This is a genomic window from Arthrobacter crystallopoietes (genome assembly GCF_002849715.1).
Taxonomy (GTDB): Bacteria; Actinomycetota; Actinomycetes; order Actinomycetales; family Micrococcaceae; genus Crystallibacter; species Crystallibacter crystallopoietes.
Genome location: NZ_CP018863.1, coordinates 1,730,192 through 1,755,816 on the forward strand (window position 1 = coordinate 1,730,192; position 25,625 = coordinate 1,755,816).

20 protein-coding genes and 1 riboswitch are annotated in these 25,625 nt (G+C 66.1%); of the genes, 14 read left to right on the forward strand and 6 right to left on the reverse strand.

Features of this window, described 5'->3' with window-relative positions; all coding sequences use genetic code 11:
- Positions 1-133 precede the first annotated feature (133 nt).
- Positions 134-700, forward strand: coding sequence for an orotate phosphoribosyltransferase (gene pyrE / locus AC20117_RS08270; protein WP_074700137.1), 567 nt, complete (start codon positions 134-136; stop codon positions 698-700).
- Between the two features lie 38 nt (positions 701-738).
- Entirely contained in the window at positions 739-1,749 is a 1,011-nt protein-coding gene (locus AC20117_RS08275) for an alpha/beta hydrolase (protein ID WP_074700136.1), read from the forward strand.
- A 4-nt stretch (positions 1,750-1,753) separates the two neighbouring features.
- Here AC20117_RS08275 and AC20117_RS08280 read toward each other — a convergent pair whose 3' ends face one another.
- Positions 1,754-2,548, reverse strand: a complete 795-nt coding sequence (locus AC20117_RS08280; RefSeq protein WP_074700135.1) for an HAD-IIA family hydrolase — start codon at positions 2,546-2,548, stop codon at positions 1,754-1,756.
- A gap of 232 nt (positions 2,549-2,780) precedes the next feature.
- On the opposite strand from AC20117_RS08280, the gene AC20117_RS08285 reads away from it, so the two are divergent.
- The 6 genes from AC20117_RS08285 to AC20117_RS08310 all read left to right on the forward strand — a co-directional run bounded on the left by AC20117_RS08285 (position 2,781) and on the right by AC20117_RS08310 (position 8,487).
- A complete protein-coding gene (locus tag AC20117_RS08285) occupies positions 2,781-3,356 on the forward strand; it encodes a TrmH family RNA methyltransferase (RefSeq protein ID WP_236777556.1) in 576 nt (191 codons plus the stop codon).
- A 183-nt stretch (positions 3,357-3,539) separates the two neighbouring features.
- Complete coding sequence (locus AC20117_RS08290) at positions 3,540-4,634, forward strand: FUSC family protein (protein ID WP_074703127.1); 1,095 nt, start codon at positions 3,540-3,542, stop codon at positions 4,632-4,634.
- A 94-nt stretch (positions 4,635-4,728) separates the two neighbouring features.
- Positions 4,729-5,751, forward strand: a complete 1,023-nt coding sequence (fbaA, locus tag AC20117_RS08295; protein WP_236777472.1) for a class II fructose-bisphosphate aldolase — start codon at positions 4,729-4,731, stop codon at positions 5,749-5,751.
- The gene (locus AC20117_RS08300) at positions 5,752-6,171 is read left to right on the forward strand and encodes a DUF3151 domain-containing protein (RefSeq protein WP_074700132.1); all 420 of its coding nucleotides are present in this window, start codon (positions 5,752-5,754) and stop codon (positions 6,169-6,171) included.
- 388 nt (positions 6,172-6,559) lie between these two features.
- The gene (locus AC20117_RS23610) at positions 6,560-7,789 is read left to right on the forward strand and encodes an LPXTG cell wall anchor domain-containing protein (RefSeq protein ID WP_074700130.1); all 1,230 of its coding nucleotides are present in this window, start codon (positions 6,560-6,562) and stop codon (positions 7,787-7,789) included.
- Positions 7,790-7,860: 71 nt separating this feature from the next.
- Entirely contained in the window at positions 7,861-8,487 is a 627-nt protein-coding gene (locus tag AC20117_RS08310) for a thymidine kinase (protein ID WP_074700129.1), read from the forward strand.
- Here the strand turns inward: AC20117_RS08310 and AC20117_RS08315 are convergent.
- Positions 8,451-9,332, reverse strand: a complete 882-nt coding sequence (locus tag AC20117_RS08315) for a DUF72 domain-containing protein (RefSeq protein WP_236777473.1) — start codon at positions 9,330-9,332, stop codon at positions 8,451-8,453. The genes AC20117_RS08310 and AC20117_RS08315 overlap by 37 nt on opposite strands.
- 224 nt (positions 9,333-9,556) lie before the next feature.
- Between AC20117_RS08315 and AC20117_RS08320 the strand changes: the two genes are divergently transcribed.
- The 5 genes from AC20117_RS08320 to AC20117_RS08340 all read left to right on the forward strand — a co-directional run bounded on the left by AC20117_RS08320 (position 9,557) and on the right by AC20117_RS08340 (position 14,926).
- On the forward strand, positions 9,557-10,846 hold the full coding sequence (locus tag AC20117_RS08320; RefSeq protein WP_074700128.1) for an adenylosuccinate synthase: 1,290 nt from the start codon (positions 9,557-9,559) through the stop codon (positions 10,844-10,846).
- A 43-nt stretch (positions 10,847-10,889) separates the two neighbouring features.
- Positions 10,890-12,302, forward strand: a complete 1,413-nt coding sequence (locus AC20117_RS08325; protein ID WP_074700127.1) for a pyridoxal phosphate-dependent decarboxylase family protein — start codon at positions 10,890-10,892, stop codon at positions 12,300-12,302.
- Positions 12,303-12,379: 77 nt separating this feature from the next.
- Positions 12,380-13,186, forward strand: a complete 807-nt coding sequence (locus tag AC20117_RS08330) for a carbon-nitrogen hydrolase family protein (protein ID WP_074700126.1) — start codon at positions 12,380-12,382, stop codon at positions 13,184-13,186.
- A 250-nt stretch (positions 13,187-13,436) separates the two neighbouring features.
- The gene (locus AC20117_RS08335) at positions 13,437-13,991 is read left to right on the forward strand and encodes an RNA polymerase sigma factor (protein ID WP_074700125.1); all 555 of its coding nucleotides are present in this window, start codon (positions 13,437-13,439) and stop codon (positions 13,989-13,991) included.
- On the forward strand, positions 13,988-14,926 hold the full coding sequence (locus AC20117_RS08340; protein WP_074700124.1) for a hypothetical protein: 939 nt from the start codon (positions 13,988-13,990) through the stop codon (positions 14,924-14,926). Before AC20117_RS08335 ends, AC20117_RS08340 begins: the two co-directional genes overlap by 4 nt.
- Positions 14,927-15,026: 100 nt before the next feature.
- On the opposite strand, the gene AC20117_RS08345 is transcribed toward AC20117_RS08340, so the two are convergent.
- From AC20117_RS08345 to sfnG, 4 genes are all read right to left on the reverse strand, one after another.
- The gene (locus AC20117_RS08345; RefSeq protein ID WP_074700123.1) at positions 15,027-20,756 is read right to left on the reverse strand and encodes a peroxidase family protein; all 5,730 of its coding nucleotides are present in this window, start codon (positions 20,754-20,756) and stop codon (positions 15,027-15,029) included.
- A 358-nt stretch (positions 20,757-21,114) separates the two neighbouring features.
- Positions 21,115-21,615 (reverse strand): CoA-binding protein, encoded by a 501-nt coding sequence (locus AC20117_RS08350; RefSeq protein WP_074700122.1) that lies wholly within the window; start codon positions 21,613-21,615, stop codon positions 21,115-21,117.
- On the reverse strand, positions 21,612-23,087 hold the full coding sequence (locus AC20117_RS08355; protein WP_236777474.1) for an O-acetylhomoserine aminocarboxypropyltransferase/cysteine synthase family protein: 1,476 nt from the start codon (positions 23,085-23,087) through the stop codon (positions 21,612-21,614). The genes AC20117_RS08350 and AC20117_RS08355 overlap by 4 nt, the downstream gene beginning before the upstream one ends.
- Complete coding sequence (sfnG, locus tag AC20117_RS08360; RefSeq protein ID WP_074700121.1) at positions 23,087-24,271, reverse strand: dimethylsulfone monooxygenase SfnG; 1,185 nt, start codon at positions 24,269-24,271, stop codon at positions 23,087-23,089. Before sfnG ends, AC20117_RS08355 begins: the two co-directional genes overlap by 1 nt.
- 119 nt (positions 24,272-24,390) lie before the next feature.
- Positions 24,391-24,485: riboswitch (SAM riboswitch) on the reverse strand.
- A 157-nt stretch (positions 24,486-24,642) separates the two neighbouring features.
- On the opposite strand from sfnG, the gene AC20117_RS08365 reads away from it, so the two are divergent.
- Positions 24,643-25,476, forward strand: a complete 834-nt coding sequence (locus AC20117_RS08365; protein ID WP_139186760.1) for a hypothetical protein — start codon at positions 24,643-24,645, stop codon at positions 25,474-25,476.
- Positions 25,477-25,625: the final 149 nt, after the last annotated feature.

Genomic DNA, 25,625 nt, shown 5'->3' on the forward strand with positions numbered 1-25,625 from the left:
GGTCCATGTTTTGCTGCCAAAATCCGCGGAACCATGCGGGTGGGGAAAATGAAACATGGGCTCGAACGCCGGCCGGCCGTGGCCTGCGTCTCTCGAATCTGCTGCCGCACCCCCGCCTACTACACTGGTGCCCATGACCCAGACTTCCGCGGATGACCGCGCCCGCCTGCTCGAACTGATCAAAGAACTCGCCGTCGTCCGTGGAAAGGTGACCCTCTCCAGCGGTGCCGAGGCGGACTACTACATTGATCTGCGCCGCGTCACGCTGCACCACGAAGCGTCCCGGCTGGTCGGCAGGGTCATGCTCGGCATGCTGGATGAAGCCGGCATCGAGTTCGAAACCGCAGGCGGACTGACCATGGGCGCCGATCCCGTTGGTACCGCGGTCATGCATGCCGCAGCGGACGCAGGCCGCGCCATCGACGCGTTCGTGGTGCGCAAGGCACAGAAGTCCTACGGCATGGGCCGCCAGGTCGAGGGGCCGGGAGTTTCCGGCCGCAGCGTCGTCGTGCTGGAAGATACCTCGACCACGGGCGGTTCCGCGCTGGCCGCGGTGGAAGGCGTGCGCAAGGCCGACGGCGATGTCAGGGCCGTTGCCGTCATCGTGGACCGGGACACCGGCGCCAAGGAACGGATTGAAAAGGAAGCAGGCGTTCCCTACCTGTTCGTCTTCGGCAAGGACGAGCTGGGCCTGGACTAGGCCCGGGAGGCCCGGCCAACGGCCGGGCCGGCGGCAGGATGAACATTCACGACAGCGAGCACGCCCACCAGCTGAGACTGGCCGCCGGAATGCATCGTGTCTCCCGTCGGTCCTTCCTGGTCAGTGCCGCGTTCGGCCTGGCCACTGCGGCCGATCTGACGGTCACGCGGGCCATCCAGGAGCAGCGTGAATTGCCGCAGATCCTCACGCTCCCGGACGAATACGCCGAAACGCGCTTCCCGAAGACCAGCTGGGTGCTGTTCCCCGGGTACAAGACCAGCTGGGAGGAAGGCCTGTTCATCCTGAACTCGCTGCGCCCGGCCTTGACCCAGCGCGGCCAGATGGCGATGGCGGGGTATTCGAATCGCGGGCTGGATCTGCAGCATCTGGCCGAGGTGCTGGAGCAGCACGTCGCGGAGCACGGGCTGGAGAAGCTCTACTTCTACGGCCACAGCTTCGGGGGCATGGTGGCGGTGGAGATGACGGCACGCATGCTGGCCAAGGGCATTCCGGTCGAGCTGATCATGATGGACTGCAGCCCGTACAGCCGGTTCGACGTGCTGGACCGGGCCATGTTCGAGAGCGTGGTGTTTTTCTACGAGGCGGGTTACCGGGTGCCCAGCTACCTGCGCGGCACCTACGAACTGGGCGAACGGATTGTGCACAAGGACGAGCGCAGCTGGCGCCAGATCATGGACCAGACTCTGGAACAGCTCTCCCCGCTGGCCGTCTCCAGCACGCTGATCCAGTCCCAGTCCTCGTACATCTACCACTTCGATGCTAAGCGCTTCCAGAACAGTATCGGGGACACCATGATTTCCTGGATGGGCAACCCGAACGATGGCACCGTGGACTACACCACCGCCCGCCGCAGCTGGAGCGTGAACTACGCTTCGTGCATGCTTACCGCCGACCTGGTGACCGCAGGTGCCGTGCCGGCCCATGCCTCGCCGCAGTGGAACCCCGGCGTCTACCAGCCGCTGATCCTGCAGGTGGAGGAAGAGCACTTCCCGCTGCCGACGGGCGGCGGACGGCGAATGGTCTTCTGAGTTCCTACAGCTGGGGGAGCAGGTCCGCCACGGACTTCAGCGTCTGGTTGGGCCGGAACGGGAACGCGGAGACGTCCTCGGGCCGGGTAATCCCCGTATAAACCAGCACCGTGTGCAGGCCCGCCTCCATGCCGGCGATGATGTCCGTGTCCATCCGGTCTCCGATCATGGCGGTGGTCTCCGAGTGGGCCTCGATCTGGTTCATCGCGGAGCGGAACATCATGGGGTTCGGCTTGCCCACCACGTACGGCGCGCGGCCGGTGGCCTTGCTGATCAGGGCCGCGACGGCGCCGGTGGCCGGCAGCACGCCATCCCTCGACGGACCGGTAGCGTCCGGGTTGGTGGCGATGAACCGGGCCCCTTCGCCGATCAGCCGGATGGCTCGGGTGATGGCCTCGAACGAGTAGGTCCGGGTTTCGCCCAGCAGCACGTAGTCGGGGTCCTGGTCGGTGAGGATGAAGCCCGCGGCGTGCAGCGCCGTCGTTAATCCCGCCTCGCCGATGACATAGACGCGCGCGCCGGGCATCTGGTCCTTGACGAACTCCGCGGTGGCCAGCGCCGACGTCCAGATGTTCTCCTCGGGCACCTCCAGGCCGGACTGGCGCAGCCGCGCCGCCAGATCCCGGGGTGTGTAGATGGAGTTATTGGTCAGCACGAGGAACCGCCGCGAGGTGTCTACCCAGCGCTGGATCAGCTCGGCGGCTCCCGGAATGGCCGAATTCTCGTGCACCAGCACGCCGTCCATGTCCGTGAGCCAGCATTCGATATCGGTGGGCTTCCGGCTCTCCGCTTTGGCCATAGGTGCAGGACTCCTTGGTGCTCGGGGCGGTGTGGCCCGCTTGGCGCGGTCCGCGCTTTGCGGCTGGCCTCAGTCTGTCACCTACCCTTGAGAGGTGGAAGAGACGAACAACCAGCTCACCGTGGCCGCGCCGGCCGCGGACCCCGGGAATGACCCCGGGAATACCGCCGCCGCGACCGTTGAGACCGGACCGGCTGCCCCGGCGGTTGGCGTCGGCCCCTGGGAAGGCCCGCTGCCGGAAGGCGACCACTGGGATCCGGAGCTGCTGGCCCACGGAGACACCCGCAATGTGGTGGACGAGTACCGCTACTGGAAGCACGAGGCGATCGTGGCGGAGCTGGATTCGCGCCGGCACAACTTCCACGTGGCCATCGAGAACTGGCAGCACGACCTGAACATCGGCTCCGTGGTGCGCTGCGCCAACGCCTTCCTGGCCAAGGAAGTGCACATCATCGGACGACGGCGGTGGAACCGGCGGGGTGCCATGGTCACCGACCGCTACCAGCACGTCCGCCACCACCCCACGGTGGAAGACTTCGTCACCTGGGCGCAGGAGGAGGGGCTGCGGGTGATCGGGATCGACAACTTCCCCGACTCGGTGCCGCTGGAAACCTACGACCTGCCGGAAAACTGCGTGCTGGTGTTCGGTCAGGAAGGCCCCGGGCTGACGCCCGAGGTCCACGAGGTTGCCGATGCCACGCTGTCCATTGCGCAGTTCGGCTCCACCCGGTCCATCAACGCCTCCGCCGCGGCGGCCATCGCCATGCATGCCTGGGTGCGCCGCCACGTCTTCGCCCAGCACGTCTAAGCAGCACATCTAAGGGGTAGGCCCCGGGCACGCCAGGCAGACCTGGGATACCCCGGTACCGCGGCGCGGTAGGCATTTGGCCGGGCGCTTTGTGTCGCTTTGGGACCTTCTATGACGAGCGGATAGGGGCCCGCCGCGCGCTCTGCTAACTTCCGATAGTTGGCTAAGAGAGGGGGTGTGCGGGTGAAGCTGGTCAAGCACCACGTCCGCACGCTGCATTCCCTCGGCCCGGCCAGCAACGATCATTTGGCCGCACTCCGCGTGGCGGTCAGCGTGGCCGTGCCATCGCTCGCCCTGCTGTTCCTGGGGCGGCCGGACCTGATCATCTACGCCGTTTTCGGCGCCCTGACGGGGATGTACGGCAGGAATGAGCCGCACCAGCTCCGGCTCATGCACCAAACGCAGGCGGCCTTGTTCCTCCTGTCCGGCGTGACCGTCGGGGTCCTGCTGTCGGTCGCCCACATCCACTCGTGGGGGCTGGTCCTCGTCGAGGCGCTGCTCGCCGGCGTCGGATCCGTGGTGGCGGACAGGCTGCGGCTCCGGCCGAACGGACCCTTCTTCGGAATCCTTGCCCTGGGCGCCTGCGCCTCGGTTCCCACCACCATTCCGATGCTCGCCGCCGTACTGATCTGCGCGGGATCGGCCGCGTTCTCCATTGCTATCGGGTTCGGCGGCTGGATCAGGCAGCGCGCCTGGAACCCTGCAGCCGTGCGCGCGGCCGTGCCCCTGGGCCGGCAGAAGACCGTGGTGCACGCCGCACGTTACGTACTGGCCGTCGGTGCCGCGGGCGCCATCGGCGTCCTCAGCGGCAGCGGGCATCCGCACTGGGCGATGGCCGCGGCTGCCGTCCCCCTGGCCGGGGCGGATCTGCCCAGCAGCGTCCATCGCGGACTGCACCGGATTGTCGGCACCTTCCTCGGGCTGGCGATTGTCGCCATCGTACTTTTTCCTGGTCCGGCCTCGCCGCTGCAGCTCTTCCCCGGCCGGGAAGCCCCGGTGCTGGCCGTGTTGGTGATCATTTTCCAATTCACCACCGAACTGTTCATGACCCGGCATTACGGGCTGGCCATGGTGTCCTTCACCCCGGTCATTCTGCTGATGACGCAGCTGGCGTATCCGGAGGACCCACTGCTGCTGGTCACGGAGCGCGGGGTGGAGACGCTGGTGGGAGCGGCGATCGGCATCCTGGTGGTGGTCACCGTCCGCGCGCGGCGGGTAGCCGCGGCGCCCGGCCGGGTGGAAACAGGCGACCGGCAGGACTTCACGGCGGCTTCATAGACCCCTCCGTTTGGCCCGCTGCCGGGGCCGACTGGATAGGATGGAGACAGAGGCCACCTCCCTCGAGAACTCACTTATCTATCAAGGAGTCCGCATGCCTATTGCAACCCCTGAGATCTATACCGAGATGATTGACCGCGCCAAGAGCGGCGGCTTCGCCTACCCCGCCATCAACGTCACCTCTTCCCAGACGCTGAACGCGGCACTGCAGGGCTTCGCCGACGCGGGCTCGGACGGCATCATCCAGGTGTCCACCGGCGGCGCCGCCTACTGGTCCGGCGCAGGGGTCAAGGACATGGTTGCCGGTTCCCTGGGCTTTGCGGCGTTTGCCCGCGAGGTTGCCAAGAAGTACCCGATCAACGTTGCGCTGCACACGGACCACTGCCCCAAGGACAAGTTGGACAGCTTTGTGCTGCCGCTGCTCGCGGAATCCGAGGCCGCCGTCAAGCGCGGCGAGGACCCCATCTTCAACTCCCACATGTGGGACGGCTCGGCCGAGACCCTGGAAGACAACCTGCGCATCGCCGAGGAACTGCTGGCCCGCACCGCCGCGGCCAAGATGATCCTTGAGGTCGAGATCGGCACCGTCGGCGGCGAGGAAGACGGCGTCGAAAACGAGATCAACGAGAAGCTCTACACCACGGTCGACGACGGCCTGAAGACCATCGAGGCGCTCGGCGCCGGCGAGAAAGGCCGCTACATCACCGCCCTGACCTTCGGCAATGTGCACGGCGTCTACAAGCCGGGCGGCGTGAAGCTGCGCCCTGAATTGCTCAAGCAGATCCAGGACGAGGTCGGCGGGAAGATCGGCAAGGAGAAGCCGTTCGACCTGGTCTTCCACGGCGGCTCCGGCTCCTCCGAGCAGGAAATCGCGGACGCCGTTTCCTACGGCGTGATCAAGATGAACGTGGACACCGACACCCAGTACGCGTTCACCCGCCCGGTGGCCGGCCACATGTTCGCTAATTACGACGGCGTCCTCAAGGTGGACGGTGACGTCGGCAACAAGAAGACCTATGACCCGCGCGTCTGGGGTGCCGCCGCCGAGAAGGGCATGGCTGCCCGCGTGGTCGAGGCCGCCCAGCGGCTGGGTTCGGCCGGAAAGTCCGTGAAGTAGATGGCCGAGTTCCGCAGGAACCTGCTGGGCCCGGACGCCACCAAGCTGCCGGAGGAAACCGAAGTCCTGGCGCGGCTGGACGCCGGCGACGAGGCCCTTGACCTCGCAGCCAAGCACCCGACGTCGTCGTTGGTTTGGGCCATCCTGGCCGACGAGGCGTACGGCGAGGGCCGGACCATCGAGTCCTACGCCTTCGCCCGCGTGGGCTACCACCGCGGCTTGGACGCACTGCGCCGGGCCGGCTGGAAGGGCGCCGGACCCATCCCCTGGGAGCACGAGCCGAACCGCGGCTTCCTGCGCTCCCTGTACGCGCTGGGCCGCGCGGCCGCAGCCATCGGCGAGGACGAGGAAGTAGTCAGGATCGACAAGTTCCTCAACGAATCGGACCCCGAGGCGAAGCCAGCCATCGAGGCCTCCTAAGTCCTCGCGGCGACCTGCCTGGAGGCTTCCTGAGCTTCTGGTGCGGGAGCCTGCTGCAACAAGTGGAGAGAAGGCGGGAGCAGCGGCGCACGTAGCGCCCCTGTTCCCGCCACTTGTTTAATCGGACACCTGCCGGCAGTCGGACACCTGCCGGCAGTCGGACACCTGCCGGCAGTCGGACACCTGCCGGCAGTCGGACACCTGCCGGCAGTCGGGCACCTGCCGGAAGGGGAAAGCCGTGGGAAAAACGTTCCGACTGGCGCATATGTCCGGGATCACTTATATTTCTGCTTAGGTCCGGATGAAGCCGGCCGCAGGGCGCGGGTTTCATCGGATTGGCGCGAGGGCTGCCCTGCCTGCACAGCCAAGTTGGGGACAGGACATTCACGTGACATCACGACTGCGCTCTGCGCTGCTCACCGGCGCCGTTGCCGCCACACTCGCCCTCGGTGCCGCACCGGCCCAGGCCGACAACCAGCAGGATCCGTCAGGCCTTCCCGCCACGGAACAAACCACCCCTGCACCCGCCGCGGACCTGGGTTCCCTTGCGGGAATTGTCCAGGAAGCTGCGCCTGTCACCGAGGCCGCACCGGCTACCGAAATTGTGCCGGCCGAACCCATCGACGCTCTCGTGCCGGTGGCTGTGCCGGTGCCTGTTCCGGGGGAGGCGGAAGAGGTCCTGGCCGACGCGCTGATTCCCGTGCTCGTGGAGGAAACCGAGACCAACGACGACGGCGGGACGCCCGGCGGGGAAGTCGAGGAATCGGCTGATGGTGTTGACGGTGTCGATGGCGAAGTCGCCGACGCGCCGGAAGATGGCGTGGATGACGCGCCGGACAGCGGTTCAGAGGAGGAGCAGGCTCCGGCCGACCTTGATTCCGACGTGGCGCCCGGTACCGAAACTGACCCGGCGCCCGGTACCGAAACTGACCCGGCGCCCGGCGCCGAAGCTGAGCCTGCTCCGGGGACACCTGTGGTCCAGCCCGGCACCCCGGCTGCTCCCACGCCCTCCGCTCCTCAGGCCCCGGTTCTGGCCGGCTTCGAACCGATCGTAGTGGGTGGTCGCACCCTGACCCACGCGGACTTCAACATCCCGGATGACATCGCCGCCAGCGACGAGGAGACCATCGCCCTCTGGATGGAGGAGAACATCGACCTGGTGCTCGAGTCCGAAGGCATGATCTACATCGTTGACCTCATGGTCGGATATCTCGAAACGGGAGACCGGGAAGGTCTGGAAGCCCTGATCCGAGAACTGGGCGCCTCGGATCCTGCAGCCGCGGAAGACCTGATTCGCGAGCTGGACGGATGGTTCCTGTGGCTTGAAGAATGGCCGGCTGAGTTTGGTGAATGGCCTGAGAACTTCGGGGAATGGCCGATGGATGTGCCCTTCCCCGCTGCGCCCGCAACCGAACCTGCACCGGCCGTCCAGCCGGCCAGCGTCGAGGTGGCGCCGGCCGCAGTGGTGCCGGCTCCGAAGCCGGCGGAACAGGTGGCCGCTCCGGCAGGCGAGCTGGCCGAGACCGGCGCCGCTGGCACCGTCTGGCTGGCCACGGGCGGAGCAGGCTTGCTGCTGCTCGGTGCCGCCCTGGTGGCATTGCGCCGCCGGATGGTCTGAGCGACGCCTGCACCGGACCGTCATGGCGGATCAGTAGAATCGACTGCTGGACCGCTTTGAAAGGTACGACTTTGGCCAAACTCTATTTTCGGTACGGCGCGATGAATTCCGGAAAGTCCACCGGGCTGCTCCAGGTTGCCTTCAACTACGAGGAGCGCGGGCAGCGCGTGCTGCTGGCCAAACCCCAGCTCGACACCAAGGGCGACACCGCGATCGTCTCCCGCCTCGGCATGACCCGGGACGTGGACTTCCTGATCCACCCTGGTGATAACGTCCGGGAGCTGTTCGCGAAAGTCGCCTCCGGGGACGATCCAGACGCCCTGCTGGAGCATGTGGAGGTCAAGCCGGTGGCCTGCCTGCTGGTGGACGAGGCGCAGTTCCTGACACCTGGCCAGGTGGATGATCTGTTCCGCATCGCGGTGCTGGACGGCGTGCCGGTGATCGCCTACGGCATCCGCACCGATTTCCGCACGGCAGCCTTCCCCGGCGCCGGCAGGCTGCTCGAACTGGCCCACTCGCTCGAGGAGCTGAAGACCATCTGCCGCTGCGGGCGGAAGGCAGTCTTCAACACCCGGCGGATCGGCAACGAGATTGTTTTCGACGGCGAGCAGGTAGCCATCGACGGCCAGGACATTGCGTACGAATCGCTGTGCGGGAACTGCTACCTTGAAGCGTCCGGCGGCCGGCTCGGCAGCTGAGAAGCCAGCCGCTTCGCCAGGCCCATTGCGTCGTACGGCGCACGGACCTTCACATCGTTGTCGAAGTAGAGGTAGGCGTCCCGGCCCACGCCGTCGGGGCAGCCGCTGCCGTCCAGCCAGCCGCGGACCGTGTCCGCCCAGTGATCCAGGTCGGCATCGCCGTAGCCGCTGACATAAAGTTCGTCCTTGCCGTGCAGCCGGACATAGGCGAAGTCGGCCGTGATCTCGTGCAGCATTGGCCAGGTTCCGGCGCTGTCCGCCATGACCAGGGCAATGTTGTGCCGGCGCAGCTGCGCATAGAAGTCCTCGGTGACGAAGGTGGAACTGCGCACCTCCATGGCATGGCGCAGCGGCCGGTCCTCGGTGACGTCGAACCAGGTCCTGTCCCGCATCAAATCCGTATGCTCGGACGCAAGGCGGGCCGCCGCCGTCGTTGTTCGGGGGAGCAGCGCCAGGAACTCCTCGACGACGTTCGGGTCGTATTTGAGGTTCTCCGGCAGTTGCCACAGGAACGGGCCGAGCTTGCCGCCGAGCGCCAGCACGCCTGAGGCGAAGAAGTTCGCCAGCGCCCCGCGGGCCTCGCGGAGGCGGCGCATGTGGGTGATGAAGCGGCCGCCCTTGACCGCGAAGACGAAGTGCTCCGGGGTGGCATCGCGCCACTGCAGCCAGCTGGACGGGCGCTGCAGGGAGTAGAAGGAGCCGTTGATTTCCAGCGAGTCCAGGTGGGTCGCGGCGTATTCGAGTTCCTGGCGCTGGGGGAGGCCCTTGGGATAGAACGTTCCGCGCCACGGAGCGTAACGCCATCCGGAGATGCCGACCCGCGCAACTGGCTTCAAAGTCCCCACGCTCAGCACGCTACTCCGGCCAGCCGCGTCCGGCCAGAGCCAGCCTTGCAAGCATTGCGACGTCCCGCGGCCGCAGGAATCCGCGGTTAATCGGCGCATCGGCTAAACTTGGCAGGTAAGAGCCCCAGAACTCCACCCGGAGTCGGGGCGTTCTCATGCGCGGCAGATGCTTCCTGCCTCTCCCCTTGGCAGGGTTTCCGCCGCATCGAATGGGGGAGGATCCCATGCCAGCAATTGTGATCGTCGGAGCCCAGTGGGGCGACGAAGGTAAAGGCAAAGCAACGGACTTGCTTGGCGGCCGCGTGGACTACGTGGTTAAGCCGAACGGCGGCAACAACGCCGGCCATACCGTCGTCGTCGGTGGTGAGAAGTATGAGCTCAAGCTCCTTCCCGCCGGCATTCTCAGCCCGAACGCTATTCCGATCATCGGCAACGGCTGCGTGGTGAACCTGGAAGCCCTGTTCGAGGAGATCGACGGACTGGAGGCGCGCGGCGCCGACACGTCCAAGCTCCGCGTTTCCGCCAACGCCCACCTGGTGGCGCCGTTCCACCAGACCATGGACAAGGTGACGGAGCGCTTCCTGGGCAAGCGGGCCATCGGCACCACCGGGCGCGGCATCGGCCCCGCCTACATGGACAAGGTGGCCCGGCTGGGCATCCGCGTACAGGACGTGTTCGACGAGTCCATCCTGCGCCAGAAGGTACAGGGCTCGCTGCACCAGAAGAACGAGCTGCTGGTCAAGGTCTACAACCGACGCGACGTCGACGTCGAAGAGATCGTCGAGTACTTCCTGTCCTTCGCCGACCGGCTGCGCCCGATGATGATCGACTCCACCTTCGTGCTGAACGAGGCGCTCGACGACGGCAAGGTGGTGCTGATGGAGGGCGGCCAGGCCACCTTCCTGGACGTGGACCACGGCACCTACCCGTTTGTCACCTCCTCCAACCCGACGGCGGGCGGCGCGTCCGTGGGCTCGGGCATCGGCCCCACCCGGATCAACCGTGCCGTGGGCATCATCAAGGCCTACACCACCCGCGTGGGTGCGGGCCCGTTCCCCACCGAGCTTTTCGACGAGATGGGCGAGTACCTGCAGAAGACCGGCGGCGAGTTCGGCGTGAACACCGGCCGCCCGCGCCGCTGCGGCTGGTACGACGCCGTACTGGCGCGCCACGCTTCGCGCGTCAACGGCTTCACGGACTACTTCGTGACCAAGCTGGACGTGCTGACCGGGATCGAGCGGATTCCGGTGTGCGTCGCATACGACGTCGACGGCGTCCGGCATGACGAGATGCCGATGACCCAGACGGAGTTCCACCACGCCAAGCCGATCTTCGAGTACTTCGACGGCTGGACCGAGGACATCACCGGGGCACGGAGCATCGCGGATCTGCCGCCGAACGCCCAGCTCTACGTGAAGGCGCTCGAGGACATCTCCGGTACCCGGATCTCCGCCATCGGGGTGGGACCGGACCGGGACCAGACCATCGTGGTGCGGGACCTTATCGCCGAATAGCGGTAGCCTGTCCGGCCACCGGGTTTCGGCGTAGCATGCAGGAATGGCGGATGACTACGGCATCCTGCGGCGCACTGCCGAGCTTGCCACCGAGTACCTGCGCTCGCTGCCCGAGCGGCCGGTCAAGAGCGGCATGGCTGCGGCGGAGCTGCGCCGCGAGCTGATCACCGCGCTGCCCGCGGCCGGCGAGGAACCGCAGGCCGTGATCGAGCATCTGGCCGAGGTGGGCGGGCGTGCCGCGGTGGCCATGGCCGGGCCGCGCTACTTCGGGTTCGTCATCGGCGGGGCCCTGCCGCCGGCCCTGGCCGCAGACTGGCTGACCTCCTCCTGGGACCAGAACGCCGGACTCTACGCCGGCGGACCGGCGGCGTCCGTGGTGGAGGAAGCCGTGGGCGCCTGGCTGCTGGAGCTGTTCGGCCTGCCGCCGGCCAGCGGGTTTGGCCTGGTCACCGGGTGCCAGATGGCGCACTTCACCTGCCTGGCCGCCGCCCGCACCGCAGTGCTGGAGCGGGCGGGCTGGGACGTCACGGGGCGCGGGCTTTTCGGTGCGCCGGAGGTGGAAGTGGTGGTCGGCGACGAGGCGCACAGCACGGTCCTGTCGGCCCTGCAGTACCTGGGGCTCGGCCGCGACCGGGTGCACACCGTCGCCACGGACAGCCAGGGCCGGATCCGGCTGCGGGAGCTCGAGAAAGTCCTCGCGCGGATTCCGCACCGGGATCCGTTGATCGTGAACCTGCAGGCCGGCAACGTGAATACCGGCTCCTTCGACCCGATCTGCGCCGCCATTGACCTGGTCCGCCGCCGCGAAGGAGCGTGGGTCCACGTGGACGGGGCCTTCGGGCTCTGGGCCGCCGTGAGCCCGCAACTGCGGCCGCTGCTCGACGGGGTGGAATTGGCAGATTCCTGGGCCACGGACGCGCATAAGTGGCTCAATGTTCCCTACGATTCCGGCCTGGCGTTTGTCGCCGATGCCGACGCGCACGTCAAGGCCATGGCTCCGCCGCACGCCTCCTACCTTGAGTACGGGCAGGAACGCGACGAAGTCTCCTGGGTGCCGGAGTTCTCCCGCCGTGCCAGGGGCTTCCCGATCTACGCCGCGCTGCGCACCCTCGGCCGCGACGGCGTGCGGGAGATGGTTGAGCATTGCTGCGCGCTGGCCCGGCACATGGCGGCCCAGCTTGGCCAGGTGGACGGCGTCGAGATCCTCAATGACGTGGTGCTCAACCAGGTGCTGGTCCGTTTTATCCCCCGCGGTGATGGGAACATTAGCGGCGCCCGCGGGGATGACTTTACCCACGACGTCGTACGCCGCGTGCAGGAGGACGGCACGCTCTGGCTCTCCGGCACCACCTGGCATGCCATGGCCGCGATGCGGATCAGCGTGAGCAACTGGTCCACCACCCTGGAGGATGCGGACCGCTCCGTGGAGGCGATCCTGCGTTGCGCCGGACGCTGAAAAGCCCTTAAAGATTCCGCGCCGCGGGTTCTGTAGTCTGGAATGGACACACGCCGCCAGCGAGACGGGAGCGCATCATGAAGGTCAGTGTTGGGCAATTCGATCCTTCCGGGGACGTCAACGAAAACCTCAGCGTCATGCGTGCGCAGGCCGAAGAGGCCAAGGCCGCGGGCGCCGAGCTGATCCTGTTCCCCGAAGAGTCCATGTTCACCGTCGGCAAGGTCGAAGGGAATCTGATCTCCGCCGTCAACGAGCATTGGAGCGCCTTCGTCCAGAAGCTCTCGTTCATCGCCGCGGAGACCGGCATCGCCCTGATCGCCGGAGGTTATGAGGCCAGCGGGGAAGAGCGCCCCTACAACACGCTGGTGATCGTGGACGCGACCGGCCGGATTGTGGATACCTACCGGAAGCTGCATCTGTACGATGCGTTCTCCTACCAGGAGTCCACCAAGATCAAGCCGGGCGACGGCGGGCTGAAGCTCGTGGAGATCGGCGGGCTGCGGGTGGGCGTAATGACCTGCTACGACGTTCGCTTCCCGGAGATGGCCCGCGGCCTGGCGGACCAGGGCGCGGACTTGATCTGCGTGGCGGCCGCCTGGTTCAAGGGGGACCACAAGATCGAGCATTGGGAGACGCTGCTCAAGGCCCGCGCCATCGAGAACACCTGCTGGGTGGCCGCGGCCGGCACCTCCAGCAGCCACACCGTGGGGCACTCGGCCATCCTGGATCCGATGGGCATTGTGCAGGACTACCTCAACGACGAACCGCGTGGCGTTGTCACCGTGGACGTGACCCGCCGCCGCATCGACGAGGTCCGGGAATTCCTCCCGGTGCTGCGGAACCGGCGCCTGGCCAGCACCGTGGACGTGGTTGAGGCCCACTAAAGCCAGGCACCGGGACGGTTCGGAAAAAGTTTTTAGAAAGATTTTTGAAACTGCGTAACTTTTCCTCAAGCCGGTTCGATTACTTATATGTAGAGGCCGCGCCAGAGCTTCCCCCCCCAACGAGCTGTGGCGCGGCTTTCACATCTTCTGGATGGGCCCGGTCGAATGCGCCGGTGCTGCATCCAGCGCGGAGCGAGTGGCGCGGCTATGATAAGGGACGCCGGGCCAGTCGCTACTTAAAGGAAAAACCGTGGATGGATTGCTGACAGATGAGGATCTGTTGGCAGCTGTTTCCGGAGACGGGCGTTCCGCCGAGAAGATCTACCGCTCGTTGTCGCCCAAAGTGATGGGGTACCTGCAGGCCAGGGGCGTTGAGGACACCGAAGCCGCCGCCCAGGAAGTCTTCCTGACGGTATTCCAGAAACTCGACAAGGTCACCGGGGGTGTTGCAGGTTTGAAAACGTTCACGTTCTCGGTAGCCCACGCCAGAGTGGTGGACGCCGCCCGCGCCCGTGCGCGTCATCCCCACCTCGCCGAGTACGACCCGGACTTCGACACCCGGACCGTTTCCTCGGCCGAACAAGTTGTGGTGGACCGCTCCGGCGGCGACGTCGTTCAACTGTTGCAGACCCTGAACCCCGACCAGCGTGAAGTCCTTTCGCTGCGCATCGTGGCGGACCTGCCCATCGACCAGGTAGCCAGTGTCATGGGCAAATCGGAGGGCTCGGTCAAGCAGCTCCAGCGCAGGGCACTCGCGAAACTCAAGGACATGGTCATCGGCAGCAAGGTAGGAGGGGCATCATGAACCAGCAACGTCCCGGCAGCGCGCCGGATGCGGATCTGCTCGCCGACATGGGCGACTACCCGGAACTGCACACCCTGCTGGCAGAGCTCCGCGACCTCGGCCAGGGCCCCGCTCCCGAACCGTCCCCGGAGCTCGCCGCCTTCTTCAAGCCCAAGGTCGTCCCGCTGCGCCGCAAGCGCCGGGGCGCCGTCATCGGCGTCGTCGTCGCCGCCTCCATGAGCCTGGGCGTGGGTGCCGTGGCGGCCAACGAGGAGGTCCGCGAGAATCTCTACGCCGCCGTGGATACCGCGGTGGAGCTGGTGCAGCCGGATGAGTTGGAGGCTAGCAACCAAGCTAACGACGGCGGCGCCTCCGACAATGCTCTGCCTGCGCTGCCGCCCGTGGTCGCCATGCCGGGTGGGGCGGATATCCCCGCCGGAGCCGGGCAACGCGTAGAACGTCCCGGCGGCCCGGTGAAGGCCGCCGTCAAGGAGCACGGCAGCCAGGGCGATAAGGAGCCGGGCACCCAGCGAGGCAAGAGTTCCAGTGCCGCCGCACCCGCGCAGGATCCGGCAGGACCGACCGCGGCCGGCCAGGGCCAGGCCAGCGAAAAGGCCAAGGCGAATGACAAGGCCCACGGCGCTCCCAAGGCGAACAAGCCCGACTCCAAGCCCCACCTGCCCGCCGACGAGGTGGTCCGGAACGCCGCGCCGAAAGCGGCGCCGCACGCCGGGAAGGCGCAGCAGCCCGCGAAGCGGCTCGTGCGGCGCGCCGTCGAGGGTGCCCCGCTCGTTAACAAGGGCCAGGACAACCGGGCGCCGGGACAGGCCGAGGACAAGGGCAGCGGAGCAGCGGAAAAGCAATCCGGTCCGGTCGAAAAGATCGTGGAGAAGGGCGTGGACCCAGCCGTGGAGCGGCTGGGCAGAACCTTGGGCAACGTAGTAGACAGAGACTGAGCCGCAGCACGTACCAAGCCGCAGAACGGGGCCCCGAGAACGCAGGCAAAAAGCCAGGCCCCGGTTTCCCGGAGCCTGGCTTTTTAGGTGGCCGGGCGGCTCAGAACAGGATGCTCATCGCATTCCAGCCGCTGTTGCCGATAACCTGCGGGCTGAGCAGCCTGCCGGCCCCGTTACCGGGGTAGAGCAGCAACCGGCCCCCGCTATCCCGGGACACGACGTCGGCCTTGCCGTCGCCCGTGAGGTCGCCTGGGCTGAAGATGGCGCTCATGGAGTTCCATCCGGTGCCGATCTGAACCCGCGGCGAGAGCCCGGCTCGTCCGTTGCCCGGATACATCCACAGCAAGCCGTCGCTGGTCCGCGCGATCACATCAGCGTTGGTGTCGCCGTTGAAATCGCCCGAGCTATGCAGGCTGGTGATGCTGTTCCATCCGCTGCTGCCCATCAGCTGGCGAGTTTCTAAGCGGCCAGCCCCGTTGCCCGGGTACAGCCACAGCCTGCCGGACGTGTCACGGGTGATGAGGTCCGCGTCGCCGTCCTTATTCACGTCGCCTGCGCCGAAGACGGTGTTCATCGCGTTCCAGCCGCTGCTGCCGATGAGCACCCGGGCTCCGAGGTTGCCTGCACCGTCGCCGGGGTAGAACCAGAGCCGGCCCGAGCCGACGCTGTCCTTCGCGATGATGTCCGCCTTGCCATCCCGGTTGAAGTCACCGGGGCTGGCGATGGCATTCATGACGTTCCAGCCACTGGAGCCTAGGACGATCCGGGTCTGCAGCGCGCCCGCGCCGTTGCTGGGGTACAGCCACAGCCTGCCGTTGCCGTCCCGTGACACCACGTCGGCGTTGCCGTCGTTGGTGAAGTCGACGTTCTTCACGGTGAGGGCCGCAGCGGCCTCCGTGGTGAAGCTCCAGGTGGCGGATGCCACCGGATTGTCGAACGCGTCCCGGATGGCCGTTGCGCCGCCCGTCACCGTTACCTCGAACCGCGTGTTGGCGGCCAGGTCGGCAACCGGATCGAGTACCGCCGTCATGTTCCCTTCGTTGTAGGTCACGGTGGCGTCAACGGTTGCGTTGGTAGCGGCGTTGCGCAGCACCATGGTGGTGTTGCTGACACCGGTCACCGGTTCGCTGAAGGTCACCGTGGGATTGGCGCCGCGTAGGATTCCCGTCGCCGCATCCGCCGGGGTCTGGGCGGTGACCGTCGGGGCTACCGTCTCCACCGGCTCGACGGGGTTCGATGCCTCCGAGAAGGCTCCCGTGCCCACCGCGTTCACCGCGGCAACCTGGAACCGCAATTGGTTGCCGGCTGGCAGATCGGTGACCACCATGCTCGTGGCGGTGGCTCCGGCGTTCCGTAGGGCACCCACCTGGGCATTTGCTGCGTCGATCACCTTGATGGTGTAGCCCGTGATTGCCGAGCCGCCATTGGTTGCCGGAGCGCTCCAGCGGACCGTGGCCTGCTGGTCGCCGGCGGTGGCGGTGCCGATGGCCGGGGCAGCGGCCGCAACCGCAGCCGGGGTCACCGTTACACTCGGAGCGGAGTACGCACCGGCGCCTGCTTCGTTGACCGCGCGGACCTGGAACCGGTAAGCCGATCCGTTGGTCAGGCCGTCTACCAGCAGCGACGTCGTTGTGGCGTCGACCCGCTGGAGCGCGCCGACCTGGGCGCCGCTGGCGTTCAGGATCCTGACGTCGAAACCGGTGATCGAGGAACCTGCCGGTGCAAACCAGCCGACGTTCGCCGAAGCGTTGCCGCCCGTGGCGGTGACACCGGTCGGTGCCGCCGGTACCTGCGTGTCGGCAAACACCAGGCGCTCGATGTTGCGCAGGGTGTCCGTGCCGTCGCCGGTCAGGGCATCGGCATCGCCGTCCGCCGCGTTGTGCGTGACGGTGGTGATACTGCCCGCCGCGCCCGGCTGGGCGCCAGCCGGAGTGGTGGTGACGGTGTAGTTGCTGCTGATATCGCTGAACACCGCGACGTCCGCGTTGCCCGGGCTGGCGCTCTCAACGATTTCACGAACGACGACGATGTTGCCCGGATCCACCTTGCCGGCAAAGACTGCCTGCTGCAGTGTCTCCGTGCTGCCGGCCAGGTAAGGCTTGGCCAGTGCTGTTGCCGATCCGATCTCGGTGGCCGCGTCGGCTGCGTTGGTCCGGACGCTCAGCCGGACCCGCAGTTCCTTGTCGCCGTCGAGAATATCGTCGGCGCCGCGTCCCTCGATGGTGTCGTTGCCGCCGCCGCCGAGGATGATGTTGCCTTCGCCCCAGACCGCTGTGCCGGAGGTTGCGCCGGCGGGCAGCAGGGCCTGCAGACCGCGGATGCGTGCCACGCCCTCGGCGTCCAGCCAGTTGCCTCCGGAGAAGCCCTCGGCCACGGCGGTTCGGGGTACCACGCTGTCGCCGCGCAGGATGTCGTTCCTGCTGCCGCCCGAAAGCCCTTCGACTTCCGCATGGCGGTCTCGCAGGACGTCCACCGGAAGCGGGACACCCAGCAGCCTCAGCTCCAGGTCCGCATCCGCCGCCAACTCATCGAACTCGTAGCTGGACCAGTCGAAGCCGGCCGCTCCCGCGTTGCGTTCGATGCCGGGACCGGCGAGCATAATGTCGTCCCCGCCTTCGGCGTCGTAATCGTCGTCGCCGTTCTGGCCGTTGATGACGTCATGGCCCGGCTTGTTGGGGTCGTCGAAGAAGGGAGCGCCGGAATCGCCCTGCAGCAGGTCGGCTCCGTCACCGCCTTCGATCCAGTCGTCGCCGGAGTCCGCGAACACCGTGTCCGCGCCGCCGCCGGCAATGATGAAGTCATCGCCCGGTCCGCCGAAGTGCTCGTTGGTGTTGGCCCCGCCGTTGAGCAGGTCCTTGCCGTCGCCGCCCAGAATGATGTCCAGGCCGGGTCCGGCGTCGATGGCGTCATTGCCCGGACCGCCCTTGGGGACGTCGTCCCCGGCCGCGTCGGTAATGATGTCGTTGCCCTCGCCGCCCAAGGCGGTGTCGGCGCCGTCGTTGCCTTCGATGCGGTCATTGCCCGGGCCGCCCCAGAACGTGTCGTTGTCGACGCCGCCCCAGACCAGGTCCCTGCCGTCGGTACCGTTGAAGACGCTCTGGCCGTTGATACCGGGAGGGTCGATCGAGTTCATCGTCCGGTAGCGGATGGTGCCATCCGGCATCCGGATCAGCAGCTCGGTCTCGTTGCATTCCGACCCCGGATCATCCGCGATGTTCGTGCCGCTGCCGCCCAGGTTGGCCAGCTGGAACTTGCAGTCGGCGGTGGAGAAGACGTCCGCGGTGATGGAGTGCGCGTTGGTGTTGCGCATGATCATTTCACCGAAGGAGTTGCCTTCCAGCTGAGAGAACAGGTTCATGCCCGGCGTGCGCACCAGGTAGTAGAACCGGTCGCCGTTCTGCAGGTCGAGCATCTGCTTCTCGAAAACATAGTTGAAGGTTGAGCCCAACAGGCCGCCGAACAGGTTGGTGCGCTCGGCGAGGCCGCCCATCCAGAGGTCCACGGTGTCCAGGCCGGTTGGCTTGTCCGCCCAGGTCCCCGTGGCGCCCATGAAGTCCCCGGCATCGGCCGGAATGGCTTCCGGCGCGGTGTCGAACGGCGGATCCACGATCAGCCGGGCGGCCTCCCGCTTCTCCACCAGAGTGGTCTTGGAGGTGATGGTTTCGTGCGTGCCGTAGGCGGCAACGAAGTTCACCAGCGACTCGGGATGCTTGATGTTCAGCCCGAAATCGATCCAGTTCTTGTACGGCATCAGCTGGCTGTCGTTGGTCTTGGCGTGCAGCTCCTTGCGCAGGTCGTTCAGCGAAGGCAGGCCGGTCTCCCGGGCCCGGGCCATGTTGATGGCGGCGAGGTCCAGCGGCAGGCCCAGCAGGTTGCTGCGCAGCGTGTCGGTCACGAACTCGTCGAGCTCGTTGCCCACCTGGTTGGACATGCCCATGGCGATGCTGCCGGCCGCGGACTTGGAGTCCAGGACGCCGGCCGAACCGCCGTCGGTGTAGGCCACCGGGTTGAGGAACCCGTTCAACAGCGGCGTGTCGTTCGACGAGCCGTCCTCGTTGGTACGCGCGATGGTGTCGGTGAGCATCGAGTGGCCGAACCGGTACACGGCGTGGGCGAACTCGGCGCTGATCGCGGAGTTCACGTCGTCGTGGTAGCCGGAGAACGGTTCGATCAGCGGCTGGACCTTGCGGGCGAACTCCTCGAAGGCCAGGTGCTGGTATTCCATCTCGGTGATGAACCGTGCGGCCTGGAAGAGGCGCTCCCCGTTCCAGCCTTCCGCACCGGCGGCGAGCTGCCATTCCTTCAGGGCTGCATCGCCCCGGGCACTGCCGGTGTCTTCGGTGAGGACCTTCTGGATGTCATCCACCAGTCGGTTGTGCTCGGAGTGGAAGATCTGGTGGATCGAGGTCAGGCCGATGTTCTCGTTGACGCGGCCGTCACCGGCGACGAAGTGCCGGTCAAGCATCTCGTTGTCATACGTGCCCGCGGTCTGGCGTGCGGTGGCCGGGGTGATGGCGGTGTCTGTGTCTGCGATCAGTCCCGGAGCGGGAACCGCGTTGTGCGCGATGTCCTCGATGAAGGCCTCGCTGACCCGCTGAACGTTGGCAGGCGCGGGTACGGGAGCGGCAAGGTTGCCCTCCACGGTTCCCGTCGGCGTCACATACTGCGGGAGGCCGTTGGGGCCCGGAACGAACTTGCCGTACGGATCGGTGAGGATCACCGGGATGTTCAGTGCGTCGGCGTCGACCAGCTTCAGGCCGAGCAGCTCTGCAGCCTGCTTCTTCAGCAGCTGCCAGGTGCCCATGCCGCCGTCGGCCGATGTCAGCAGCTCGCCGGAGGAAACCGGTTTACCGGCGGCGTTCTTCGCATAGGTGCGGAGGAAGACCTGGTGTGCCGGGTGGGAAGCGTAAGTCTGGGACTGGTCCACGTAGGGATTGGTACGGTTGGTGGCTTCCTGGATGTCGTCATCGGTACCCATCTGGCCGTCGGGGCCGGGCTGGTTGGTTGCCCGGGTCACCGCCATGAAGCGCAGGTGCGGCGGCACGTCATCGGCCGTGTTCAGCTTCCCGTCGCGTCCGGGGATCAGCGGATCGTCTTCCTTCAGCGGGACATAGACCGTGCCACCGGACTTGCTGACCAGGTCGAGGCCGTGGTCGAAGAACTGCCCGAAGAGGGTGAACAGGCCGTTATAGGGCGGCGAGAGTCCGACGTCGGTGGTGACATTCGGGATGAACAGTGTTTCCCCTGACGGAACACAGCCCTCGGGAATGCCCGCCGTCGTCGGTGTTGGATCCGTGGTGCAGGGGGCAACGCCGTCGGTGGTCTGGCTGCGCAAGGGAAAGCCCGCCGCCTTGACGGCTGCGGGGTTGGTGGATGTCTGGTCCACAATTAGGTTGCTGATGACGCGCGGCTGCGAGTCCCAGACGTCCTTCTTGGACGCGTACCCGGGATCGCCAGCGGCGGTAACGAACGGCGACGTGCTGTCTTCGGCCGGCCGGAAGTCCGGCGTGGTGAGCCGCGGGAACTTCTCCTGCGCGGCGCCGAATTTTTCGCGGTCTTCCTGCAGGTTGTTGCAGGAACCGTCTACCGTGCGCAGGCCATAGGAGACCAGCGGTCCCGGCACCTGGTTGGGGCCGTCGCCGAGCAGCGCTCCGCAGGGACCCGTGGCGGACGTCGTGTTGGCCACATGGGCCTCGGAAATCTTGATCTGCTTGAGAATAAACGCCAGATCCGCTGGCGTAACGGTAAATCCCTGGCCCACCACCCCAGCGTGGGCCGGACCTGCAAGGGCCGGAAGGCCCAGCGACGTGGTTAGTACAAGTGCGAGCATGCCGGCGACGCCGCGGCGCCGGTACCCAGTTTGTTTCGTGGCCGGTTGTCCGGCTCCAGCTTGTCGGGAGGATGCTTTGCGCCCCCGCGCATCCTCCCGCTTATTCCCCATAACCCTGTGAGTGAACATCTAAGACCCCTCGGTCTCGATTAGCGGCTCATCAGTCGACGCTGACTTCATCGATTGTTAATGGGCCGGAGTTAATCGTCGAGGCAGGACCTTGGTAAAAACCTAGAGATGGGGGGTCTGCGGCATCCCCTAAATAAGGGGATGAGTGCCTTTAGGGTTGGATTGTAGGGAAAAGCAGAGGGGGCAAACGGTTGCCATAGGCACCGCTTGCCCCCTCCAGATGGGTTAATCAGGCTGTCAGCTGGCGTTTCGAGGAGATGACTCCGGTATCGAAACCTGCCAGGTGCAGGCCGCCATGGAAGCGTGCGTGCTCAATCTTGACGCAGCGGTCCATGACCACATTGAGCCCGGCAGCCTCGGCTTTGGCCGCGACTTCCTCGTGCCAGGAGCCGAGCTGGAGCCAGATGGTCTTTGCGCCCACGGCGATGGACTCATCCAGCACGCCGGGGAGGTCATCGTGTTTGCGGAAAACCTCCACCAGGTCCGGGACCTCGGGCAGATCCGCCAGCGAGGCGTAAACCGGCTGGCCCAGGATCTCCTTGGCTACCGGGTTCACAAAGTAGACCTTGTACTTGCTCGAGGAGAGCAGGTACGTGGCCACGAAGTAGCTGGCCCGGCTCGGCTTGTCCGAAGCACCGACAATGGCGATGGTCTTGGTGTTGCGCAGGATGTTCAGGCGCTCCGGTGCGGACGGCCCGACCCACTTGCGCTCTGGCGCGGATACGCTCACTTGGCAGCTCCTTCTTCGGCTTCGACGAGATCCTCGACCGACTCGACCACGCGCGTGCCCGGTTCGGTGTGCGCGCTGCGGGCCGCCGGAACGGTGCAGGACTCTCCGGCGTAGGACGGTGACGCGAACTCGGAGGTGTCGAACACGTCGTCTTCATGGTCGCGGCTGGGGCCGTGCTCGGCGCCGGCATGCTGGGACTCGGCCAGGGCCTGGTCCAGGTCCCACAGGATGTCCTCGACGTCTTCGAGACCCACGGAAATGCGGATCAGGTCCTCGGGCACACCGGCGGCCAGCAGCTGTTCACCGGTCAGCTGCTGGTGCGTGGTCGAGCCCGGGTGCAGGACCAGGGTCCGCGCGTCGCCGATATTGGCAAGGTGGGAGGCCAGCTGCAGGGACTCGATGAACTTCTGTCCGGCAACGCGGCCGCCCTTGACCCCGAAGGAGAATACCGATCCGACGCCCTGCGGGAGGTACTTCCGGCCGCGCTCGTGGTGCGGGTGCGAGGGCAGGCCCGCATAGTTGACCCAGGAGACGCGCTCGTCCGCCTCGAGCCATTCGGCAACCCGGCGGGCGTTCTTCAGGTGCTCGTCCATCCGCTGCGGCAGGGTCTCCACGCCCTGCAGCAGCTGGAACGCGGACTGCGCCGACAGCGACGGCCCGATGTCGCGCAGCTGCTCCGAGCGGAGCTTGGTCAGGAAGCCGTACTCGCCGAAGTTGCCCCACCAGGAGACATTGCCGTACGAGGGTACCGGCTCCGTCATCTGCGGGAACTTGCCGTTGCCCCAGTTGAAAAGACCGCTTTCGACAACGACGCCGCCCAGCGTAGTGCCGTGGCCGCCCAGGAACTTGGTGGCCGAGTGGATGACGATGTCCGCGCCGTGCTCGATCGGACGGATCAGGTACGGCGTGCTCAAGGTGGCGTCGACGATCAGGGGGATCCCGGCGTCGTGCGCTACCGTGGCCAGGCCCTCGAGATCGGCAATGTCGCCGGACGGGTTGGCGACGATCTCCGTGTAGACGGCCTTCGTGTTCTCCTGCACTGCTGCGGCGAAATCGGCCGGATCATTGCTGTCGATGAACGTGGTCTCTACACCGAAGCGGCGCAGGGTGACATCGAGCTGCGTGATCGTCCCGCCGTAGAGCTTGGAAGAGGCCACAATGTGGTCCCCGGCTCCGGTCAGCGCGGCGAAGGTGATGAATTCCGCCGCCATGCCGGAGGACGTGGCGACGGCGCCGATGCCGCCTTCGAGCGAGGCGATCCGCTCCTCGAACGCGGCCACCGTGGGGTTGCCGATCCGCGAGTAGATGTTGCCGTACTTCTGCAGCGCGAAGAGGTTGGCGGCGTCGTCGGTGTCCTTGAAGACGAAGGACGTGGACTGGTAGATCGGTACGGCGCGGGCACCGTGCTCGGCGTCGGGAGTTCCACCCGCATGCAGGGCACGGGTGCGGAAGCCGAATGTGCGTTCAGCCATTAAAGCGTGGCTCCTTCAAAGTTGGTTTCGGGCAGCAGGTCCGTGTTCAGCTCAGTACCGTTCTTGCGGGCCAGGTCTGCCTCGAGTTCGCGGACGATCGGCAGGACGTTGCGGCCAAAGGCCTCGACCTCTTCCTGGAAATGCAGGTAGCAGGTCAGCATCAGGTTCACGCCGATCTTCTTGAAGTCCACGATACGTTGGGCAATCTGCTCCGGCGTACCTATAAGTCCTGTCTTGAAGCCATCGTTGTACTGGACCAGGTCCTCGTAGCTCGAATCGGCCCACATGCCCTTGCCGTCCTTGGTGGAGGCGCCGGCTTCCTGGACCGCGGCGCGGAAACCTTCGACGGCGGGGCGGTGCGCCTTGGCCACGATCTCGCGCAGCGTGTCCTTCGCCTCGGCTTCGGTGTCGCGGGCGATGACGAAGCCGTTCAGGCCGAACTTCGGGGTGCGGCCGACGGCGGCTGCGGCGGCCGTGACGCCGGAGATGTTGTCCTCGAAGCCCGCCAGGTCCTTGCCGTTGGAGAAGTACCAGTCGGCGGTGCGGCCGGCGGCGGCCTGGGCGGCGGTGGAGTTGCCGCCGAAGAAGATCTCCGGGTGCGCCCGGCCCGGGACGTCCAGCGGCGCCGGGTTCAGGGTGAAGTTGTTGATGTTGTAGTACTTGCCGGACTGCGAGTACTCCTGCTCGGTCCACAGGCCGCGCAGCACCCGGATGAACTCCTCGGTGCGGACGTAGCGCTCGTCATGCTCGAGCCACTCCAGTCCGAAGTTCACGAACTCGTCCTTGAGCCAGCCGGACACAACGTTGACGGCCGCGCGGCCGCCGGAAATGTGGTCCGCCGTAATGATGAACTTGGCCAGCACGCCGGGATGCCACATGCCCGGGTGGACGGCGGAGATAACCTTGAGCTTTTCGGTGGCGCCGAGCAGGGCCAGCGAGAAGCTGGTGGCCTCGTGCTGCTTGTCCGCGCCGTAGCTGGCGGCGTAGCGGGTCTGCGTCAGGGCATATTCGAAGCCGGAGTTCTCGGCGATCCGGGCCAGCTTCTTGTTGTAGTCGAAGTCCCAGCTGGTGCGCTGTTCAATGGTGGAGACCACCAGGCCGCCGGAAACGTTCGGGACCCAGTAGGCGAATTTCAGCGGGGTTTCGAGATCAGCTACCTGGCTGACCGAGGTGTTGGTGCTCATGGCGAATTCCTTCAAAGTCTGCGCCGCGGCGCGATGTGCGGGAATCCCGGGCAATGACGATCCGTCGGGCGCCAGGCCGGACAGCCTTGCGCCATCCGGATCAAAGATTGCTTGCGCTCTCTCCATCGCTTCTGGCGGTAGCACCTCTCCGGTGGAGTCCGGATGGTTGCTGCGGCGTCAAAGAGCCAGATCTCTCGGCCGCTCGGGATGGTCCCGACTATTCTCGCAACTGTTACGGGCGGCGGCCAAGAATATTTAGCCGCATTGCGTTCTCCCGGGAGTTTGCCGAGTGTGCTGGATATCAACAATGTTTTCCACAGCTTCGAAGAGGCTCTGGCCGTGGAACTGCATGTTTGGACATCCTCTTGACTATGCAGAACTTGGATCCCATCGCAGAGTATGTGGCACGGTACGGGGGTACGCTCCAGGTCGCGGACTTGGTCAAGGCAGGCTTCGGGTCTTACCGCATCAGGGCAGCCATCGCCCAGGGGGACATTGTTGCGCTGAGGAGGGGCCTCGTCGGAACGCCAAATGCCGACCCGGTTCTACGGTCTGCGCTGATGCCGGGCGGGTTGCTCACCTGTGTCTCAGCCGCCAAGGAGCTCGGCTTGTGGACCATTAAGAATCCGAGCCAAGTGCATGTGTGGACACACAACGGCCGGCACCCCGGCCCCTTCGTCAAACACCGTGGCCAGTTGTTGGGCGAGCGAGGCCCGGGCAATTACGTCGCAGTCCTTGACTGCGTCCTCCACGCCATTCGTTGCCGTCCCCGGCTGGAAGCACTGGTGATTGCGGAGTCGGCAGTGCGCCGGCAAGCAGTAACCCGGGAACAGCTGTTGGAACTCTTACCGGGTAAACGGAACGGTGTCCGCCGGGCAGTGGTCAAGGGCATCGGGGACGATGCCGATTCACCGCTTGAAGTCATTGCCCGGGATCTGTTCCGTACGGCAGGACTTCATGTAGAAACGCAGGTGCGGATCCGAGGGCTTGGACGCGTTGACATGATTGTCGAGCGATGCCTCATCGTCGAGTTGGACGGCTTCGACTTTCACTGGGACCGGGCATCCTTTCGAAACGACCGGAAGCGGAACAACGCCGGCGTCCTGAGCGGCTATCCTACTTTGCGCTATCTGTACGAGGACCTGGTATTTACGCCGGAGAAAGTCGTGGCAGAGGTAAAAACGGCAGTTCGTCGAGTGGCCTGAGGCGAGTTATGCGCGATCGATGGATGCTCGAGCCCAAGTTCAGGCCTAACGGTCCATGTTCTGGAACCTGCCGACGCTGTGACTGGGCATGATGCAGATGCCCCCTTCAAAACATGGGCTCGAGCAGGGCGCGGGAAGGGCAGCAGGGC

Coding starts and splice junctions, on each gene's coding strand:
- pyrE (WP_074700137.1), top strand. CDS start 134: ATGACCCAGACTTCCGCGGATGACCGCGCCCGCCTGCTCGAACTGATC.
- AC20117_RS08275 (WP_074700136.1), top strand. CDS start 739: ATGAACATTCACGACAGCGAGCACGCCCACCAGCTGAGACTGGCCGCC.
- AC20117_RS08280 (WP_074700135.1), bottom strand. CDS start 2,548: ATGGCCAAAGCGGAGAGCCGGAAGCCCACCGATATCGAATGCTGGCTC.
- fbaA (WP_236777472.1), top strand. CDS start 4,729: ATGCCTATTGCAACCCCTGAGATCTATACCGAGATGATTGACCGCGCC.
- AC20117_RS08300 (WP_074700132.1), top strand. CDS start 5,752: ATGGCCGAGTTCCGCAGGAACCTGCTGGGCCCGGACGCCACCAAGCTG.
- AC20117_RS08320 (WP_074700128.1), top strand. CDS start 9,557: ATGCCAGCAATTGTGATCGTCGGAGCCCAGTGGGGCGACGAAGGTAAA.
- AC20117_RS08325 (WP_074700127.1), top strand. CDS start 10,890: ATGGCGGATGACTACGGCATCCTGCGGCGCACTGCCGAGCTTGCCACC.
- AC20117_RS08330 (WP_074700126.1), top strand. CDS start 12,380: ATGAAGGTCAGTGTTGGGCAATTCGATCCTTCCGGGGACGTCAACGAA.
- AC20117_RS08340 (WP_074700124.1), top strand. CDS start 13,988: ATGAACCAGCAACGTCCCGGCAGCGCGCCGGATGCGGATCTGCTCGCC.
- AC20117_RS08345 (WP_074700123.1), bottom strand. CDS start 20,756: ATGCTCGCACTTGTACTAACCACGTCGCTGGGCCTTCCGGCCCTTGCA.
- AC20117_RS08355 (WP_236777474.1), bottom strand. CDS start 23,087: ATGGCTGAACGCACATTCGGCTTCCGCACCCGTGCCCTGCATGCGGGT.
- sfnG (WP_074700121.1), bottom strand. CDS start 24,271: ATGAGCACCAACACCTCGGTCAGCCAGGTAGCTGATCTCGAAACCCCG.
- AC20117_RS08365 (WP_139186760.1), top strand. CDS start 24,643: ATGCAGAACTTGGATCCCATCGCAGAGTATGTGGCACGGTACGGGGGT.